Source organism: Mesorhizobium sp. WSM4849, assembly GCF_055811385.1.
This window is the reverse complement of sequence record NZ_JBVVPW010000003.1, coordinates 311,370-325,978: the sequence shown is the minus strand read 5'-3', so window position 1 is coordinate 325,978 and position 14,609 is coordinate 311,370. Positions and strand designations below refer to the sequence as shown.

The 14,609-nt window shown below is 60.6% G+C and carries 15 protein-coding genes, 1 tRNA gene and 1 riboswitch; of the genes, 6 read left to right on the top strand and 10 right to left on the bottom strand.

Going from position 1 to position 14,609, the window contains the following annotated elements; genetic code table 11:
* Positions 1-241 precede the first annotated feature (241 nt).
* From cobO to AC0L3L_RS05005, 4 genes are read right to left on the bottom strand one after another with little or no spacing between them, the layout of a single operon-like run.
* Positions 242-880 carry a cob(I)yrinic acid a,c-diamide adenosyltransferase gene (gene cobO / locus AC0L3L_RS05020; protein ID WP_473636775.1) on the bottom strand — a complete coding sequence of 213 codons (639 nt, stop codon included), beginning with the start codon at positions 878-880 and terminating at the stop codon, positions 242-244.
* Position 881: 1 nt separating this feature from the next.
* On the bottom strand, positions 882-1,379 hold the full coding sequence (gene cobU, locus AC0L3L_RS05015; RefSeq protein ID WP_473485397.1) for a bifunctional adenosylcobinamide kinase/adenosylcobinamide-phosphate guanylyltransferase: 498 nt from the start codon (positions 1,377-1,379) through the stop codon (positions 882-884).
* 22 nt (positions 1,380-1,401) lie between these two features.
* Positions 1,402-2,169 (bottom strand): CbtA family protein, encoded by a 768-nt coding sequence (locus tag AC0L3L_RS05010; RefSeq protein ID WP_473636774.1) that lies wholly within the window; start codon positions 2,167-2,169, stop codon positions 1,402-1,404.
* 15 nt (positions 2,170-2,184) lie between these two features.
* Positions 2,185-2,364, bottom strand: a complete 180-nt coding sequence (locus tag AC0L3L_RS05005; protein ID WP_473485375.1) for a CbtB domain-containing protein — start codon at positions 2,362-2,364, stop codon at positions 2,185-2,187.
* A 37-nt stretch (positions 2,365-2,401) separates the two neighbouring features.
* Positions 2,402-2,612, bottom strand: a riboswitch (cobalamin riboswitch).
* A gap of 260 nt (positions 2,613-2,872) precedes the next feature.
* Here AC0L3L_RS05005 and AC0L3L_RS05000 point away from each other — a divergent pair.
* Together AC0L3L_RS05000 and AC0L3L_RS04995 are read left to right on the top strand one after the other, a co-directional pair.
* Positions 2,873-3,865, top strand: coding sequence for an acetyltransferase domain-containing protein (locus tag AC0L3L_RS05000; RefSeq protein ID WP_473636773.1), 993 nt, complete (start codon positions 2,873-2,875; stop codon positions 3,863-3,865).
* Positions 3,862-4,368 (top strand): methyltransferase family protein, encoded by a 507-nt coding sequence (locus AC0L3L_RS04995; protein ID WP_473526666.1) that lies wholly within the window; start codon positions 3,862-3,864, stop codon positions 4,366-4,368. Before AC0L3L_RS05000 ends, AC0L3L_RS04995 begins: the two co-directional genes overlap by 4 nt.
* A gap of 87 nt (positions 4,369-4,455) precedes the next feature.
* Here the strand turns inward: AC0L3L_RS04995 and AC0L3L_RS04990 are convergent, their stop codons facing one another.
* Positions 4,456-4,842, bottom strand: coding sequence for a MerR family transcriptional regulator (locus tag AC0L3L_RS04990; RefSeq protein WP_023685221.1), 387 nt, complete (start codon positions 4,840-4,842; stop codon positions 4,456-4,458).
* A gap of 149 nt (positions 4,843-4,991) precedes the next feature.
* Positions 4,992-6,422, bottom strand: coding sequence for a magnesium transporter (gene mgtE / locus AC0L3L_RS04985; RefSeq protein ID WP_473636772.1), 1,431 nt, complete (start codon positions 6,420-6,422; stop codon positions 4,992-4,994).
* Between the two features lie 552 nt (positions 6,423-6,974).
* Between mgtE and AC0L3L_RS04980 the strand changes: the two genes are divergently transcribed.
* Both AC0L3L_RS04980 and AC0L3L_RS04975 read left to right on the top strand, forming a co-directional pair.
* A complete protein-coding gene (locus AC0L3L_RS04980) occupies positions 6,975-8,312 on the top strand; it encodes a glycosyltransferase family 4 protein (RefSeq protein WP_473636771.1) in 1,338 nt (445 codons plus the stop codon).
* Positions 8,309-9,082, top strand: a complete 774-nt coding sequence (locus AC0L3L_RS04975) for an HAD-IIB family hydrolase (protein WP_473636770.1) — start codon at positions 8,309-8,311, stop codon at positions 9,080-9,082. Before AC0L3L_RS04980 ends, AC0L3L_RS04975 begins: the two co-directional genes overlap by 4 nt.
* 22 nt (positions 9,083-9,104) lie before the next feature.
* Here the strand turns inward: AC0L3L_RS04975 and AC0L3L_RS04970 are convergent, their stop codons facing one another.
* Both AC0L3L_RS04970 and AC0L3L_RS04965 read right to left on the bottom strand, forming a co-directional pair.
* A complete protein-coding gene (locus AC0L3L_RS04970; protein ID WP_473636769.1) occupies positions 9,105-10,820 on the bottom strand; it encodes a GH32 C-terminal domain-containing protein in 1,716 nt (571 codons plus the stop codon).
* Positions 10,821-11,149: 329 nt separating this feature from the next.
* A complete protein-coding gene (locus AC0L3L_RS04965; RefSeq protein WP_473636768.1) occupies positions 11,150-12,169 on the bottom strand; it encodes a phosphatase PAP2 family protein in 1,020 nt (339 codons plus the stop codon).
* Here AC0L3L_RS04965 and AC0L3L_RS04960 point away from each other — a divergent pair.
* Positions 12,168-12,521, top strand: coding sequence for a cupin domain-containing protein (locus tag AC0L3L_RS04960; protein WP_473636767.1), 354 nt, complete (start codon positions 12,168-12,170; stop codon positions 12,519-12,521). The genes AC0L3L_RS04965 and AC0L3L_RS04960 overlap by 2 nt on opposite strands.
* 22 nt (positions 12,522-12,543) lie before the next feature.
* The gene (locus tag AC0L3L_RS04955; protein WP_473636766.1) at positions 12,544-13,455 is read left to right on the top strand and encodes a dihydrodipicolinate synthase family protein; all 912 of its coding nucleotides are present in this window, start codon (positions 12,544-12,546) and stop codon (positions 13,453-13,455) included.
* A gap of 414 nt (positions 13,456-13,869) precedes the next feature.
* On the opposite strand, the gene AC0L3L_RS04950 is transcribed toward AC0L3L_RS04955, so the two are convergent.
* Both AC0L3L_RS04950 and AC0L3L_RS04945 read right to left on the bottom strand, forming a co-directional pair.
* Positions 13,870-14,115: a hypothetical protein gene (locus tag AC0L3L_RS04950; RefSeq protein ID WP_473485365.1), complete on the bottom strand. Its 246-nt coding sequence runs from the start codon at positions 14,113-14,115 to the stop codon at positions 13,870-13,872.
* A 348-nt stretch (positions 14,116-14,463) separates the two neighbouring features.
* Positions 14,464-14,548, bottom strand: a tRNA-Leu gene (locus tag AC0L3L_RS04945).
* Between the last annotated feature and the right edge of the window lie 61 nt (positions 14,549-14,609).

Below are 14,609 nucleotides of genomic sequence, written 5' to 3'. Positions count from 1 at the left end.
CCTCTCAACCCCCGTGGGGCCCCCCCCCCCCCCCCGGGGGGGTGGGGGGGGCGCCCCCCCCCCCCCCCGGAGCGGGCACCCGCACTGCACGCCGGACCCCTCCCGGCCGCTTCGCGGCCACCTCTCCCCCCGCTTCGCGGTGGGCGAGGAACCCAGGTCTTGAGACCCCCTCTGCCCTGCCGGCCATCTCCCCGCAAGGAGGAGATCGGCCGCTTCGCCGATGAAGCCTCCTTCGGAGTGTTCAAAACTCTATCCCTAGCTGCGCCTTCACGCCGGCGGAAAAGTGATGTTTGGTCACGCCCATCTCGGTGACCAGATCGGCGGCATCGACCAGCGCCGGCTTGGCATTGCGGCCGGTGACGACGACATGCAGGTTTTCGCGCCGCCCTTTCAGCGCCGCCACCACTTTGTCGAGATCGAGATAATTGTAGCGCAGCGCGATGTTCAGTTCGTCGAGCACCACAAGGCTGATCGACGGATCGGCCATCAGCTCGAGCGCCTTGGCCCAGGCAGCCTCGGCGGCGGCGATGTCGCGCTTCAGATCCTGCGTCTCCCAGGTGAAACCCTCGCCCATCGTGTGCCAGACGACCCGATCGCCGAAAGCGGCAAAGGCATCCTTCTCGCCGGTATGCCATTTGCCCTTGATGAACTGGACGACGCCGACGCGCTTGCCGTAGCCGAGCATCCTCAGCGCCAACCCGAAAGCAGCGGTGGTCTTGCCTTTGCCGGGCCCGGTGTTGACGATCAGCAGCGCCTTCTCGACCGTCTTTCCGGCGACCTCGGCGTCCTGCACCGCCTTGCGCTTGGCCATCTTGGCGCGGTGACGTTCCTCGTCCCTGTCGTTAATCGGCTTGTCTTCGATGTGTTTGTTATCAGCCATGTCATTTCACCTCGAGCGGCAATCCCGCCACCATCAGCAGCACGGTGCCGGCGACTGCCGCGACCTGCTGGTTGAGCCGGCCGGCGGCATCGCGAAACCGGCGAGCCAGCGCATTGTCGGGCACGATGCCCTGGCCAACCTCGTTGGAAACCACGAACCATGGCCCGCGCGGCCGCGACAGCACATCGGCCAGCCCTCGGCATTCGGCCTCAATGTCGCGTTCGGCCAGCATATGGTTGGTCAGCCACAGCGTCAGGCAATCGACGAGGACAGGCCGGCCGTCAGGCAACGCCTCAATCGCGCCGACGAGATCGAGTGGCGCGTCGATGGTCGTCCAACCCTCGCCGCGCCGCGACCGATGCAGCGCGATACGCTCGCGCATCTCGTCGTCATAGGCTTGCGCCGTAGCGATATAGGCCCACGGCGCCGGACAGGCCGTCACCAGTCTTTCGGCATGCGCGCTCTTGCCGGAGCGCGCACCGCCGATGACCAGGGTCAGCTTGCCGCCGGGAGCAGCGCGATCAGGCAAAGCTGTCGCGCAGGCCGGTCGTGCTGCCGGTCAAGCGGCCGCGCACCACGCCGACGACGGCGCCGAGCACCAGCCAGAACACCAGATTGGTCAGTGTCACCGCCACCACGAACTGGTGGTGCAGGGCTTCCGGGATCGGCGATTCAAAACTGTCGGGCTGCGGCGCGCCGACGATATGCGGCGCCACGATCCACGCCACGGCAAGCAGCGCCAGCGGCAGGGATTTGCGAAAGGCGAGCAGCCCAAGACCGGCCGCTGTCGCTACCACAGTTGCCGTCCACCAGATCTGGCGCTGGGCGAGATCGGCAGCCGGCATAGCCGGCAGTTCGGGAGGCAGGCCAAGGTTCGGAGCCAGCGTGAACACAGCAAAGCCGGCAAGGCCCCAGAACAGGCCCTGACGCCAATTGCCGATGCCGCCGGCGAACTCCGAAGCGGCGACCAGGATCAGCGCAAAGCCGATGCCGGTGACGACGTTGGCAACGACGTTGAAGGCGAAGCGCTCGAAACCGTCGGCCGGCGCCCAGCCTTCGTCTTCCGCAGCCGGAGCGGCCGGTTCGGCGCTACTCATGGCATTGGCGTCCGTGGCGTTCGCGGCCGGCGCCGCGGCGTGGTCATGCGTGTGGCCACCGCCGGCCTGCTCGTAGACTTCCGCCTTGAGAATGAGCGGCACGGTGGCGTAGGCCTGCATGCAGGCGAGAACGACGCCAGCCACAAGCCCTGCGATCGCCGCGATGAACACGACGTTGCGAAACAGTGTCATGATGTCGGCCCCTCGTCAGTGGCAGGGAAACGCCATCGAATGGCGATAGTCGTGGGCGGCATTGTGGACCGCATCGATATGCGAGAAGCCGACAAAGCCCATGACGAAAATGCCGAGAAATGCAGCAAGCGCCAGCTGCACGAAGCGCGACTGCGAGGAGACGGAAGCGACGAGCGAGACGGAAGCGGTATTCATGTCTTGTCCTTTCGCCCTCCACCCGAGGGCATAGAAATCAGTTCTCCTGTCGCCGGCAGGTCTCCTGGCTCGCGGATCAGCGCCCTTCCCCACCTTCCCGAAGAAGCTCTTCCCGAAAGAAACTCTTCAGTGGCATATGGAGAGGACTACCGCACACAGTTGCGGGGGCAGCCACGGCATTGGGCAAAGAATCGCCCTTACCGCATTCCCTCTTGGTTCCAAACGGAACCGACGACGGGTGCGACTATAGGCAGAATCGCCGTGCCCGGCAAACCAAATTCCGCCAGCTACCAGCGCGAATGCGCCGTCTCTGGAACCAGCCGGCCGGCGCCACGAGGCCGGAGTGCTGATGCCCGAGGAATATGGCCCGCATCGCTTCTAATGGGTGCGTCAGCGGCATACGGCGCTTTCACCGACGCCCTGAGCATCAACGGGATTTGGCCCTGTCTTCTTTTGTCTGGGGCAACCATGATAGTCGTCTTGCAGTGCTGAATCAGATTGCGAGACCATGAGCATTTCTACGCCGACCGTTCAGGACCGATCCAAGCGCATCATCGCCATCGACGTCGCCCGCGGCGTCGCTTTGCTTGCCATGGCGAGTTACCATTTCACCTGGGATCTCGAATTCTTTGGCTACACCGATCCCGGCCTGACCGCCTTCGGCTGGTGGAAATTCTACGCGCGCTGCATCGCTTCGACCTTTCTGTTCCTGGTCGGCGTCAGCCTGTTCCTCGCCCATGGCAAACTGATCCGCTGGGACGGCTTCTGGAAACGCTTCGCCATGGTCGCCGGGGCGGCGCTCGCCATATCGGCTGCCACGAGGCTTGCCACGCCGGACAGTTTCATCTTTTTCGGTATCCTGCATGAGATCGCGCTCGCCAGCCTGCTCGGCCTGGCGTTCCTGCGGCTGCCGGCGCTGCTGACGCTGGTTATGGCAGCTTTCGTCATAACCGCGCCGCTCTACCTCAGGTCCGAGACCTTTGACCATCCGGCCCTGTGGTGGGTCGGCCTGTCGGCAACCAACCCGCGCTCCAACGATTATGTCCCGCTGTTGCCATGGTTCGGCGCTGTGCTTGCGGGCATCGCGACGGCAAAACTCGCCTCCGCCTCCGGCCTGCTGACGCGGTTGGCAGGCCTGACGCCCGGCAGCTGGACAAATCCGCTGGTCTTTATCGGCCGGCACAGCCTCGCCTTCTATCTGATCCACCAGCCGGTGCTGATCGGCTCGATCTGGCTTTTTTCGCAAGTCATGCCGGCACCGGTCGAGACCAGGCAGGTCACCTTCCTGAAAGAATGCCAGACTTCGTGCGAGCAATCGCGCGACACGGAGTTCTGCTCCAGCTATTGTGTGTGCATGCTCGATACACTCGAGGGCGAGGCCACGCTTGATCAGCTCTACCGCAACGACCAGGCTGCGGAATGGAAGGCACATCTCGACGAGCTCGCCGGCGCCTGCACTGCCAAAGCCGACAGCACTTTGATGGAGGGAGGAGCACAATGACCGACCATCAACAGAAACCTGGGCAACAGAAACCGGGGCAGCCGAAACCGGGGTTTATACCGTGGCCGCCGCTGATCTATGTCGCGGCCATCGCCGTCAGCATCGCGCTTGGCTTGCTCTATCCGCTGCCATGGATCGGCGGCCTTCTGGGCGACATCCTGTTCGCGGCCGGCTGGGTGGCATTGTTCGGCGTCGTCGCACTCTGGTTCACGGCAATCCGCACCATGATCCGGGCAAAGACGACGCTCCACCCAAACGCCGTGCCGGATCACCTGGTCACATCTGGCCCCTTCGCCGTCAGCCGCAACCCGATATATCTGGCCAACACGCTGCTGATGATCGGCGTCGCCCTTATCTCGGGGATCGTATGGTTCCTGCCGCTGGCGATCATCGCCGCCTTCGCAACGCAGAAGATGGCGATCGAGGGCGAGGAAAGAGTTCTGACGGCGAAATTCGGCAAGAAATACCGGGATTACGCTAAAAAGGTGCGGCGCTGGATTTGAGGCGTGCGGCAAGGTCTTTTTAAGAATTCGCTCTGGCAGAAAACCACACTAGCTGGCCGCCAGAGTAGAATTGTCAAAAAAGGCCGCTCACGTGTTGACGCCGAGCTCCACCAATCGCTCGACGCAGGATTCCTCGGCCTGATCGAGTTCCGCCAGCGTCTCTTCGAGGTCGCGGCGCTTCTGGCGCAGATCCTCGCGCTTTTCCTCGATGCGTTTGATCATCAGGTTGAGCTGACCGACCTCCCCGGGCGGCTCCTTGTACATCTGGATGATTTCGCGGATTTCGTTGATCGAAAAGCCGAGCCTCTTGCCGCGCATGATCTGGCGGATGAGATGCCGGTCCGACGGGCGAAACAGCCGCGTGCGGCCGCGCCGCACCGGCTGCACCAGCCCTTCGTCCTCGTAGAAGCGCAGCGTCCGCGTCGAAACATCGAATTCGCGGGTCAGTTCGGTTATCGAATAATATTCCCGCATCGTCACTCCAAAAGCCCGGATAGCGGCGCGATCGCCCATTATGCGGCGATGCCCTTCATTCACAAAAGGGCTCGTCCCGCACCGGAATCGACCGGTAGCTCTCCATCGAAACCTCGCACGCAACTTACGTAAAAGTCAATTGAAGGGCCTTATCCGGCTCCCGCGCCCAGATGCAGCCACCAGGTGGCAAGGCTAAGGAAGGCGAGGAAACCGATAACGTCGGTAATCATCGTCGTGAAGATTGATGATGAAATCGCCGGATCGGCGCCGAGCCTGTCGAGGAACAGCGGAAGCAGAATGCCACCGAGTGCCGCAGCCAGCATGTTGACGATCATCGCCGCGGCAATGACGAAACCGAGATCGGGATTGTGAAACCAGAAGCCGGCGACCAGCCCGAGGATCGTTGCAATGACCATGCCATTCAGCAGGCCGACCACAACCTCGCGGCGAATGACGCGACCGGCATTGTAGATATCGAGGTCGCGTGTGGCGAGGGCGCGCACGGTCACTGTCATCGTCTGCGTACCGGCGTTGCCGCCCAGCGAGGCGACGATCGGCATCAGTGCGGCAAGTGCGACCATTTCCTCGATCGTTGCACCAAACATACTGATCACCGAGGCCGAGATGAAGGCCGTACCGAGATTGACGAGCAGCCACGGAACGCGCGAGCGCGAAGTCGAAAGAATGCTGTCCGACAGTTCTTCGTCGCCGACACCGCCCATGCGCAGCAGATCCTCCTCGGCCTCCTGCTGGATGACGTCGACCACGTCGTCGATGGTCAGCACGCCGACCAGCCGCTCGTTCTCGTCGACGACGGCGGCGGAGAGAAGGTCGTATTGTTCGAATTCGCGCGCTGCCTCTTCCTGGTCCATCGTGGCCGGAATGGCGTGCCTGGTCTCATGCATGACCTCTTCGACCTTGATCGAGCGCTTAGTGCGCAGGATCTGGTCGAGATCGATGGCGCCGAGCAGCTTGAAGCTCGGATCGATGACGAAAATCTGGCTGAAGCGGTCGGGAAGGTTATTGTCCTCGCGCATATAGTCGATGGTCTGGCCGATCGTCCAGAACGGCGGCACCGCGACGAACTCCGTCTGCATGCGGCGGCCGGCGGTCTCTTCGGGATAGTCGAGCGAGCGGCGCAGCCTGATCCGCTCGGTGAACGGCAGTTGCGACAGGATCTCGTCCTGGTCTTCCTTTTCGAGATCCTCAAGAATGTAGACCGCGTCGTCGGAATCGAGATCCTGCACCCCCTGGGCAATCTGCGCGTTGGGCAGACTGTCGACGATGTCGCGGCGGATCGCCTCGTCGACCTCGGTCAGCGCGGAAAAGTCGAAATCGGCGCCCAACAAGTCGACCAGCGCGCGGCGTTGTTCGGGATGAAGCGCCTCGAGCAGATCGCCGAGTTCCGATTGGTGCAGGTCGTCGACTTCACGCTTCAGCGTCAGCGTGTCGCGATCGGCGATCGCTGCGCCGATCTGGGCCAAGAACGACGACAGAATGGCGCCGTCCTCGCCATAAATGTCGGCATGGCTGCCCTCAGCGGCCCTGGCGCCGGTCGTCTGTTCGTCCTGGCTTTCCACCAGCGCCTCCCGCCATCAGAATTCCGGAAAAGGTGCCTGTCACGTCTAGAACATTGGACCCAGAAGTGGAAACCGGTTTTGGGAAAAATCCGATGCTCAAACACAAAGATAGTGCGGCGGCACGATTCGACCTGAGAGTCCGCCTCTATGGCGCAACGCGTGGGAATATCAAACGAAATACGCCCTTCCCCACCGTGGAGCGAAGGCTGGTGCAACCGGATCGCCCGACAGACGTTGATGCCGCACTCGGCCCTCTCCGCAAGGACGCGAAGGCTCAGGCGATGAGGTCAGAGACCAACGGGCGCAAGGGATGACAGACTGATCGAATTGGCAGCCGTTGGACACCGCAAATCCTCGAAGAACCGTCGAACGTCGATTCCAGGCAACTCGGTGACCGAAATATGCGACAGAGCCGGTTTGCCTTACCATCACGTCAAATGCGTTGACCTGAGCGCATGCTCGGAATTTGCGAATGGAGGGTGGAATCCTTATAGTTGTGAATTGGCGCACGCTTTCGACTGCGGGCGTGCAGAATCGTAGAGAAGGATACAGATGCCGGACGTCAACTCGGATGCGGCGACACCTCGAATTGCACTCATTTCAACCCACGGCTACGTAGCTGCCAACCCACCACTCGGCGCGGCCGATACCGGCGGACAGGTGGTCTACGTCCTGGAACTTGCAAAAAAGCTGGCCCAGTTGGGCTATGCCGTCGATATCTGGACGCGGCGATTTGAAGACCAGCCTCCTGTCGATGAAGTGGCAGACGGGGTTCGTGTCCTGCGTGTCGCCTGTGGCGGACGCGATTTTATTCCGAAGGAATATCTTCACCGCCACCTTCTCGAGTGGTGTGAAAACGCGCTGCGCCTGATTCGCAGGGAAAACCTCTCCTACGACTTCATCAACAGCCACTACTGGGATGCGGGCGTGGCGGGGCAGCGACTGTCGGAAGCGCTCACTATCCCGCACATCCATACGCCGCATTCCCTCGGCATATGGAAGCAGCGCCAGATGAAGACGGATTACCCGGACAAGGCCGATACATTCGAGGCCGAGTTCAATTTCACCGAGCGTATAAAGCACGAGACGATCATCTATCGAAGCTGCGCCATGGTGATTGCAACAACGCCGCCGCAGGTGGATATGCTGATCGAGGACTACAGTCTCGAGCGCGACCGCGTGCATATGATCCCGCCCGGTTACGACGACAACCGGTTCTTTCCCGTCAGCGAGGCGTCTCGCCGGCTGATCCGCCATCGGCTCGGCTTCGAGGGGCGAACGATCCTGGCGCTCGGCCGGCTCGCCACCAACAAGGGCTACGACCTGCTGATCGATGCGTTTTCCGTGGTGGCGCCGCGTGTGCCGGATGCGGTCCTGAGGCTCGCTGTCGGCGGCGAGAACATGGACGAGCAGGAACAGAAGATCCTGAACCAGCTCAAGGAACAGGTTGAACAGCTAGGCTTGCAGGATCGTGTCGTCTTTTCAGGCTATGTTGCCGACGAGGATCTGGCCGACACCTATCGGGCGGCGGACATGTTTGTCCTGTCGAGCCGCTACGAGCCGTTCGGCATGACCGCGATCGAGGCGATGGCCTGCGGAACGCCCACCGTGGTTACGATCCATGGCGGCCTCTATCGCGGGATCAGCTATGGCCGACATGCGCTCTTCGGTGATCCGTTCGACAAGGAGGATCTCGGCATCACGATCGTCAAGCCTATGAAGCACTCGCGCCTCTACGGTCGCCTGGGCCGCATGGGTGCGCACAAGGCGCGCAGCCTGTTCACCTGGACAGGTATCGCGCAGCAGTTGGTCAGCCTTGTCGAAGGACGTCCGGTGTTGAAGGCGGTCGACGACCATGATTGGGACGAACCTTGGAACGACGGCGATTGAAACCGATCGCGCTTCTATCGAGTGATCTCGACGGAACTCTGGCGGGCGATCCGCCGGCGACGTCACGCTTTCGGTCAAAATGGGAAGCGCTCGACCCCGAGCACCGACCGGTTCTCGTCTACAACAGCGGTCGTCTGGCCGACGATATTTTGAACTTCGTCGACGAAGTCTCCCTGCCAGCGCCGGACTATGTGATCGGCGGTGTCGGTACGATGCTCGCCGGTCCGCGGCACGCCTCGCGCCTCGCACATTTTACTGACTTGAGCCACTTTACGCAGAGGTTTTCGGAAGGTTGGTCTCTTGAAAAGATCGATGCCGTGCTCGGATCGCTCAAAGACACCGTCCGCCAACCCGACGGCTATCAACACGCCTTCAAATCGAGCTGGTACCTGCTCGACGCAAGTCCGGAAGCCCTTGCCAGCATCGAGCGTGCTCTGGCCGAGGCCGGCCTGTCGGTGACGATGGTTTATTCGAGCGGACGCGATCTCGACATCCTGCCGCGTTCAGCAGACAAGGGGCAGGCACTGGCCTGGCTCTGCAATGAACTCGGCATCGGTCTGGATGAGGTGGTGGTCGCCGGCGATACCAACAACGATCGCAGTATGTTCGACCTGCCGGGTGCGCGTGGGATTGTCGTTGCCAATGCCCTTCCCGAACTGCTTGACATGGCGCGGGACAACCCGCTGATCTACAGCGCGAAGAAACAGTTCGCCCTTGGCGTCGTCGAAGGCCTCGCTCATTGGTCGGTGTTTGCGGACGCCCAATCCTGAACCGGAAATATTGATCTCCTTGTCACGGTTTAAGCGCCCATACCGTCGCGTGTAGAACGGCGCCCGCTTCGGCGATGAGACGTGCGGATTGTACCGGCTCAAATCCGCTGATCCGCTTCGTGCCAGCCCAACGGCCGCGATCCGCGAAAACCTCGATCGATCCGTAGTCGAGGAATATCCGCAGCCGTTTTGGACGGGCTCCCTTGGCGATATAGTGAGGGGATTCCGCTGCGCCGCCGTCTTCATGACAAATGGCAAGTCCCTCGTCGTCAACCACAACTTCAAGTCGGACAGTTGGATGTTGGAGTTTCAGGCGGAAATGGGCACCCGGCCTTTCCAACTCGAACAGGATTTCGACCGCGCCATTGATAAAGCTTACCTGTTCTCCGGCTGCAAGGCGTGTTCGGTCCAGAATATGGCTCCGCAGGCTCTCGGCAGCACCGATGGGCGGGGTATGCAACTCGCCTGCAGACAGATGGATATTGCGAGGCAACGTCATGGCTGTGGGGAAATCGATCGCCGGTCCGGTATCGGCCCAGTTGGCAAGCCATCCTATACCGACAATGGCATCACCGTCGACGAAGGCCTGGAAGGCGTAATTATCCGTCCCGAAGTCCAGTTCCTGTTCGAATTCCTTGGCAAAGGTCTGACCATCGAACCAGCCGACAATGGCCATGGTCAGGTTCTTGCGCCGGGTGGACTGGTCCTCACTATTCATCAGCCCGAGAATTAGAACCCAGCGCGTCGCGGGATCGGTCGCGGGCCCGTCGAGCGGCAGCAAACAGGGACATTCGATCGCCGTCGTCCGATAGTGTTTCTCGACCAGAAGCTTGCCGATATATGTCCAGCCGGTTGCGGCCGTGTGGTCACGGGTTTCGTAGAGCAGGACAACGCCGCCTTCATCGCTCTGGCTGCCCAGCAGCATCTTCCAAAGGCCATCCGGTCCCCTGAAGACGTATGGGTCGCGAAAATCCGCTGTCAATCCCTCGTCAAGCGGGCGGAACGGCAGGATGACGTCGGCATTTCCCGCCATGATGAGGTCGCTGGAAGTGGCAGTGAGCTGGATTTGCTGTTCCGGGCTACGGTCCTGTACCTGCTCGGTGAAAAAGACGCGAATGCCCGGGCCATCGGCAAGCGGGACGGCTGAGCCGGAATATGCACCGCCCCGTTTGTCGGGCCTTGCGGTAAGATCTTCCGACGGGAACAGGAAGATGGGCATGTGACGCCACCGCAAATAGTCGGAAGAGACGGCGTGGCCCCAATGCATCGTATTCCACCGAAGTCCATGTGAATAATGCTGGTAAAAGAGATGTGGGCGACCTCCAAACCGACCGAATCCGTTTGGATCGTTCATCCAGCCGAACGGCGGGCGAAAATGATAGCTGTCAGGGATGTTCGGCGGCGCATTTCCGGGATTGGTGTGGAGAACTGTAATGCCTGTCTCCAGCACGTCGGCCAATGCGAACCAGTAGGCAACCGACACCGATGTTTGACCCGTGTCGTAGTCCAGTTCGACACTGCCGCCGCCGAAGACGTGAAAAATTCTGAATTCATACTCTTCGGCGTTGGTAACGCTCACTTCGCCGAACTTGCCACGGACATTGGAAAAAGATAGCGAGCCCGGAGCGTCCGGCTTGGTCGCCTTAATCCAGATATGGAACGTGGCGTTGACTGGCAGGTCGGCATGCAGGCTTCGAATGGTGTCCCCTCCTGCAATCCTCACCTGGATGTCATTCATAAGGATGGCTCCGTTCCATGCGGCTTTCCCGGACAGATCGAGTATCAAACCGGGTTCTCGACCTCGAAATGCGTTGCAGAAGGTTAAGGCTGGATTTTGACTTTGGCAAAGTCATTCCCCGGATCGACAGTTTCTTGACTTCAATCGCTGCGCGGATCACGCCTGATCTCGCGGCAGAAGAAGGATGATAGCCCGGAAAGCATGATATTGTCCGACAGCGCAAGACTTCTCTTTTCCGCGAGTTTCGACCTCGCGGATTTGTCGTCCCTTATGCAGAGGGCGACGCCCAGCTAACCAGCGCTGTTGCCTTGGCTGACATTGCCAGGCACCTAACCTTCTATGGGTTGGCGTATCGCAAACTGTGTCTCGATCTGCGCTGGCTGGCGTCCGGTAGCCCACCAGATCACCGACACCACGATAATGGAGACGTAGCCGTCAACAGCGTAGTGCCATCCGGTATATACCGAACCGTACATTATCAGGGCTGCGAACATCCAACCGAGAATACCGAGCCAGAGATTGAGGGAAGAAAGCAGATAGGCATTCAGTGTGGCAAAGGCGACGTGCATGCTTGGCATGGCCGAGATGCCACCGCCAAGGTCTGGCCGGCCGCTCTGGTAAGCCGTCAGAAGATATGCAGCGGGCTCCCGCACCATGTGGCTATAGTCGAGACCGTCCATGGCGGCTTTGAGTCCGCTGAAGCGGTCCTCGCCAACAAACTGGTGGTAGTAGATCGGCCCGACCGATGCCAGCGCCAAGGCCAGGATAGTGCCGAGGATGGATAACGTCAGCGCGGCTGCCCAGAGGTAGCGGACGCGGCCAATCTTGTCCGACCAGAGAGACACGAAAAGCATGGTGCCGAACCACTGGAAAAACCAAATGACCTCATAGCTGTTGAAGACGACGATCGACCAAATGTTGCTGTCGAGCTTGTGCGTGAGTTCCCACGGCGCTGCCCCGTGCAACCATTCATCTAGATCGGCTAACCAGTTGTCCGCATAGAAGGGAACGACGGACGGGATGGCCATCTTGTAGGTCGAGAACGCGGTCAAGCTGGCGAAGAAGAACAGCAGCACCAGCAAACAGCGACGCCAGCGCGCTCGGACCAAATCGACGGCGTAGCGAGTTGGTTTTCCTCGACCATAAATAAGCGCAGCGGAACAGACACCAGCAACAAACAAGATCGGAATACCGGCGGCGAACTTCTGGGCATAAACCAGCGTTAGGTGGAAGAAAGACTGTGGACTTATTGCAGACGCGCACATCACGTAGATTGCTAGAAAGAACGCAAGGCGCAATGACCATTTTGTCGATGGACTGTAGTCCCCTGCCTCCGCAATTGAGATCATGCTAATTTACCAAGGTTCAAACGCCGACATCGGTGGCATTATGAATGTGATAGCGAAGCAAGCTTACCATGCGGTTACTTCAATGCCTGGCTGTCACTCAAAAGATGGCTCCGTTCCGCACTGGCACAACAACGAGCAGATCCTTGTCACGGTATCGGGCATGTGTAAGCTCACCATTAACGGCAACATCTTCGACGCACATCCGGGCGACCTTCTTTTCTTTCCCGCCGGCCCGCGCCATGGCGCGATCGGCACGGGACCGGAAGGCTGCGTCCATTACAAAATCTTCGCGCCCGCCCGTCCGGACCAACGGCCGGGTTGGATCGGACCATCGGTCCTGCGCTACGACTGAAAGCTGAATTTAGGAGGATCTCATGGCCATTGGTCCTGACACCAAAGGTGTCTACACCATTGCCCCGACGCCGTTCGAGGCGGATGGCAAGATCGACTGGGAATCACTTGATTCGATGGTCGATTTCTACGAGCGCTGCGGCGTCGATGGGATGACAATCCTCGGCATTATGGGTGAGGCCCCGAAGCTCGACGCCGGCGAATCGCTCGAGATCGTCAAACGTATCGTGGCGCGCACTAAGCTGCCGGTCATCGTCGGCGTCTCTGCCCCTGGCTTCGCCGCCATGCGCAGCCTTGCGCGCGCCTCGATGGAGGTTGGCGCGCAGGGCGTGATGATTGCGCCGCCGCCGGCGCTGCGCACCGACGACCAGATCGTCACCTATTTCCGCAACGCATCCGAAGCGGTCGGCGAGGATGTTCCTTTCGTCCTGCAGGACTATCCGCTGACCCTCTCGGTCGTCATGACGCCGGCCGTCATCCGCCGCATCGTCACCGACAATCCGGCCTGCTTCATGCTCAAGCACGAGGACTGGCCGGGCCTGGAGAAGATCAGCGCGCTGCGCGGCTTTCAGAAGGACGGCTTGCTGCGGCCGCTGTCCATCCTCACCGGTAATGGCGGCCTCTTCCTCGACTTCGAGATGGAGCGCGGCGCCGATGGCGCGATGACCGGCTACGCCTTCCCCGATATGCTGGTCGACGTGGTGAAACTGTCTGCCGCCGGCGAGCGCGACAAAGCGCACGATCTTTTCGACGCCCACCTGCCCTATCTGCGCTATGAACAGCAACCCGGCGTGGGACTTGCGGTACGCAAATATGTGATGATGAAGCGGGGTGCCATCGCGTCCGACGCCCAGCGCAAGCCGGGCAGTGCGTTGTCGGCGGCGGCCAGACAAGAGGTCGACTACCTGCTCTCGCGGCTGGAAAGCCGCGTCTAGAGCGTTTGCGTCTCGATGGAACCAAAACCGCGCTCTAACTCTTTGTTTCAACGCATTTTGTCGAACGCCAGACGAAGACATTTTGGCTGCCTAATGCTCTAGCTTTCGTCTTCAGCTTTTTGACTTTTGGTCGCGGGCGTGAGCCTCGACCGAGGGCGCATTGACGCCAGGTCCGGTCGGCGAACGGGCCAAGGGGAGCGAATGGCACCACCGGACTGCGCTACGGGCCAGGATCCGCAGAGTGTCGGCTCGTGCCTGGCGCGCCCTATGCTCCAGCGCCAGCAGATCCAAAGGACCCTGCCGCTGCCGCCAGGTGAACAGAAGATCATCGGTTTCTCGGGTTTGCCGATCCTTGTTCGGACACATCGGTGTTGTCCCTCCCGGCTCGTTGGGAAAAAGCGATACCGAACCGAGTCAGCGGATGGATCGCTGATAGCCGGTGTGTTTTCGGCGCGAGCCGTAGCGCTTCTCGTAAAGCGGTCGCAGCAGCGACTGAATGTCAGGATCTGACACGCGCCTGTCTGCGGTTCTTGCCGAGCTCTTGATTCCCTTGATCTGTCCATCGAGGGTCCGGCGTACGTCGTGCGGAAAGATGCCGTTTCGATACATCGCGCTCTCCTGATTGACGAAAGTGTTGGGGCGATAGTCGGAGGGCAGCACTACGGAATGATTTCAAGGAGGAGGAATTTGATTACAGTTGTAGAACGAGGGCGGCCCGCACTACTGCGAGAAGGCATCCGCACGGCGCCAGCACCAATGCCGCGTGACCGCTTGCGTGAAAAGCGCACTTTTGCCTGAGGATTCCCGAGGACCCGCTTCGCGGCACAGTTCGGTCTTTGAAGCAGCTGGCATTTGATGACGGGGCAAACCACGCGGTCAGTGCGCGGCATTCCGCGCCCAAACCATCCGCAGATACGCACAGTGTTTCAGCTTGCACAAACAGGTCCAGGAGGGACTGCAGGGAAACGGAAATTTGCGCAACAAAAGTAGCGGCTTATCGGATAAAACTGGTGCGGTCGAGAAGACTCGAACTTCCACGGGTTGCCCCACAGCGACCTCAACGCTGCGCGTCTACCAATTCCGCCACGACCGCACGTGGTAGGAGCCGGAACGAACCGGCTCGCGGCGTGTAGCAAATCGTTTCCGGCGAAACA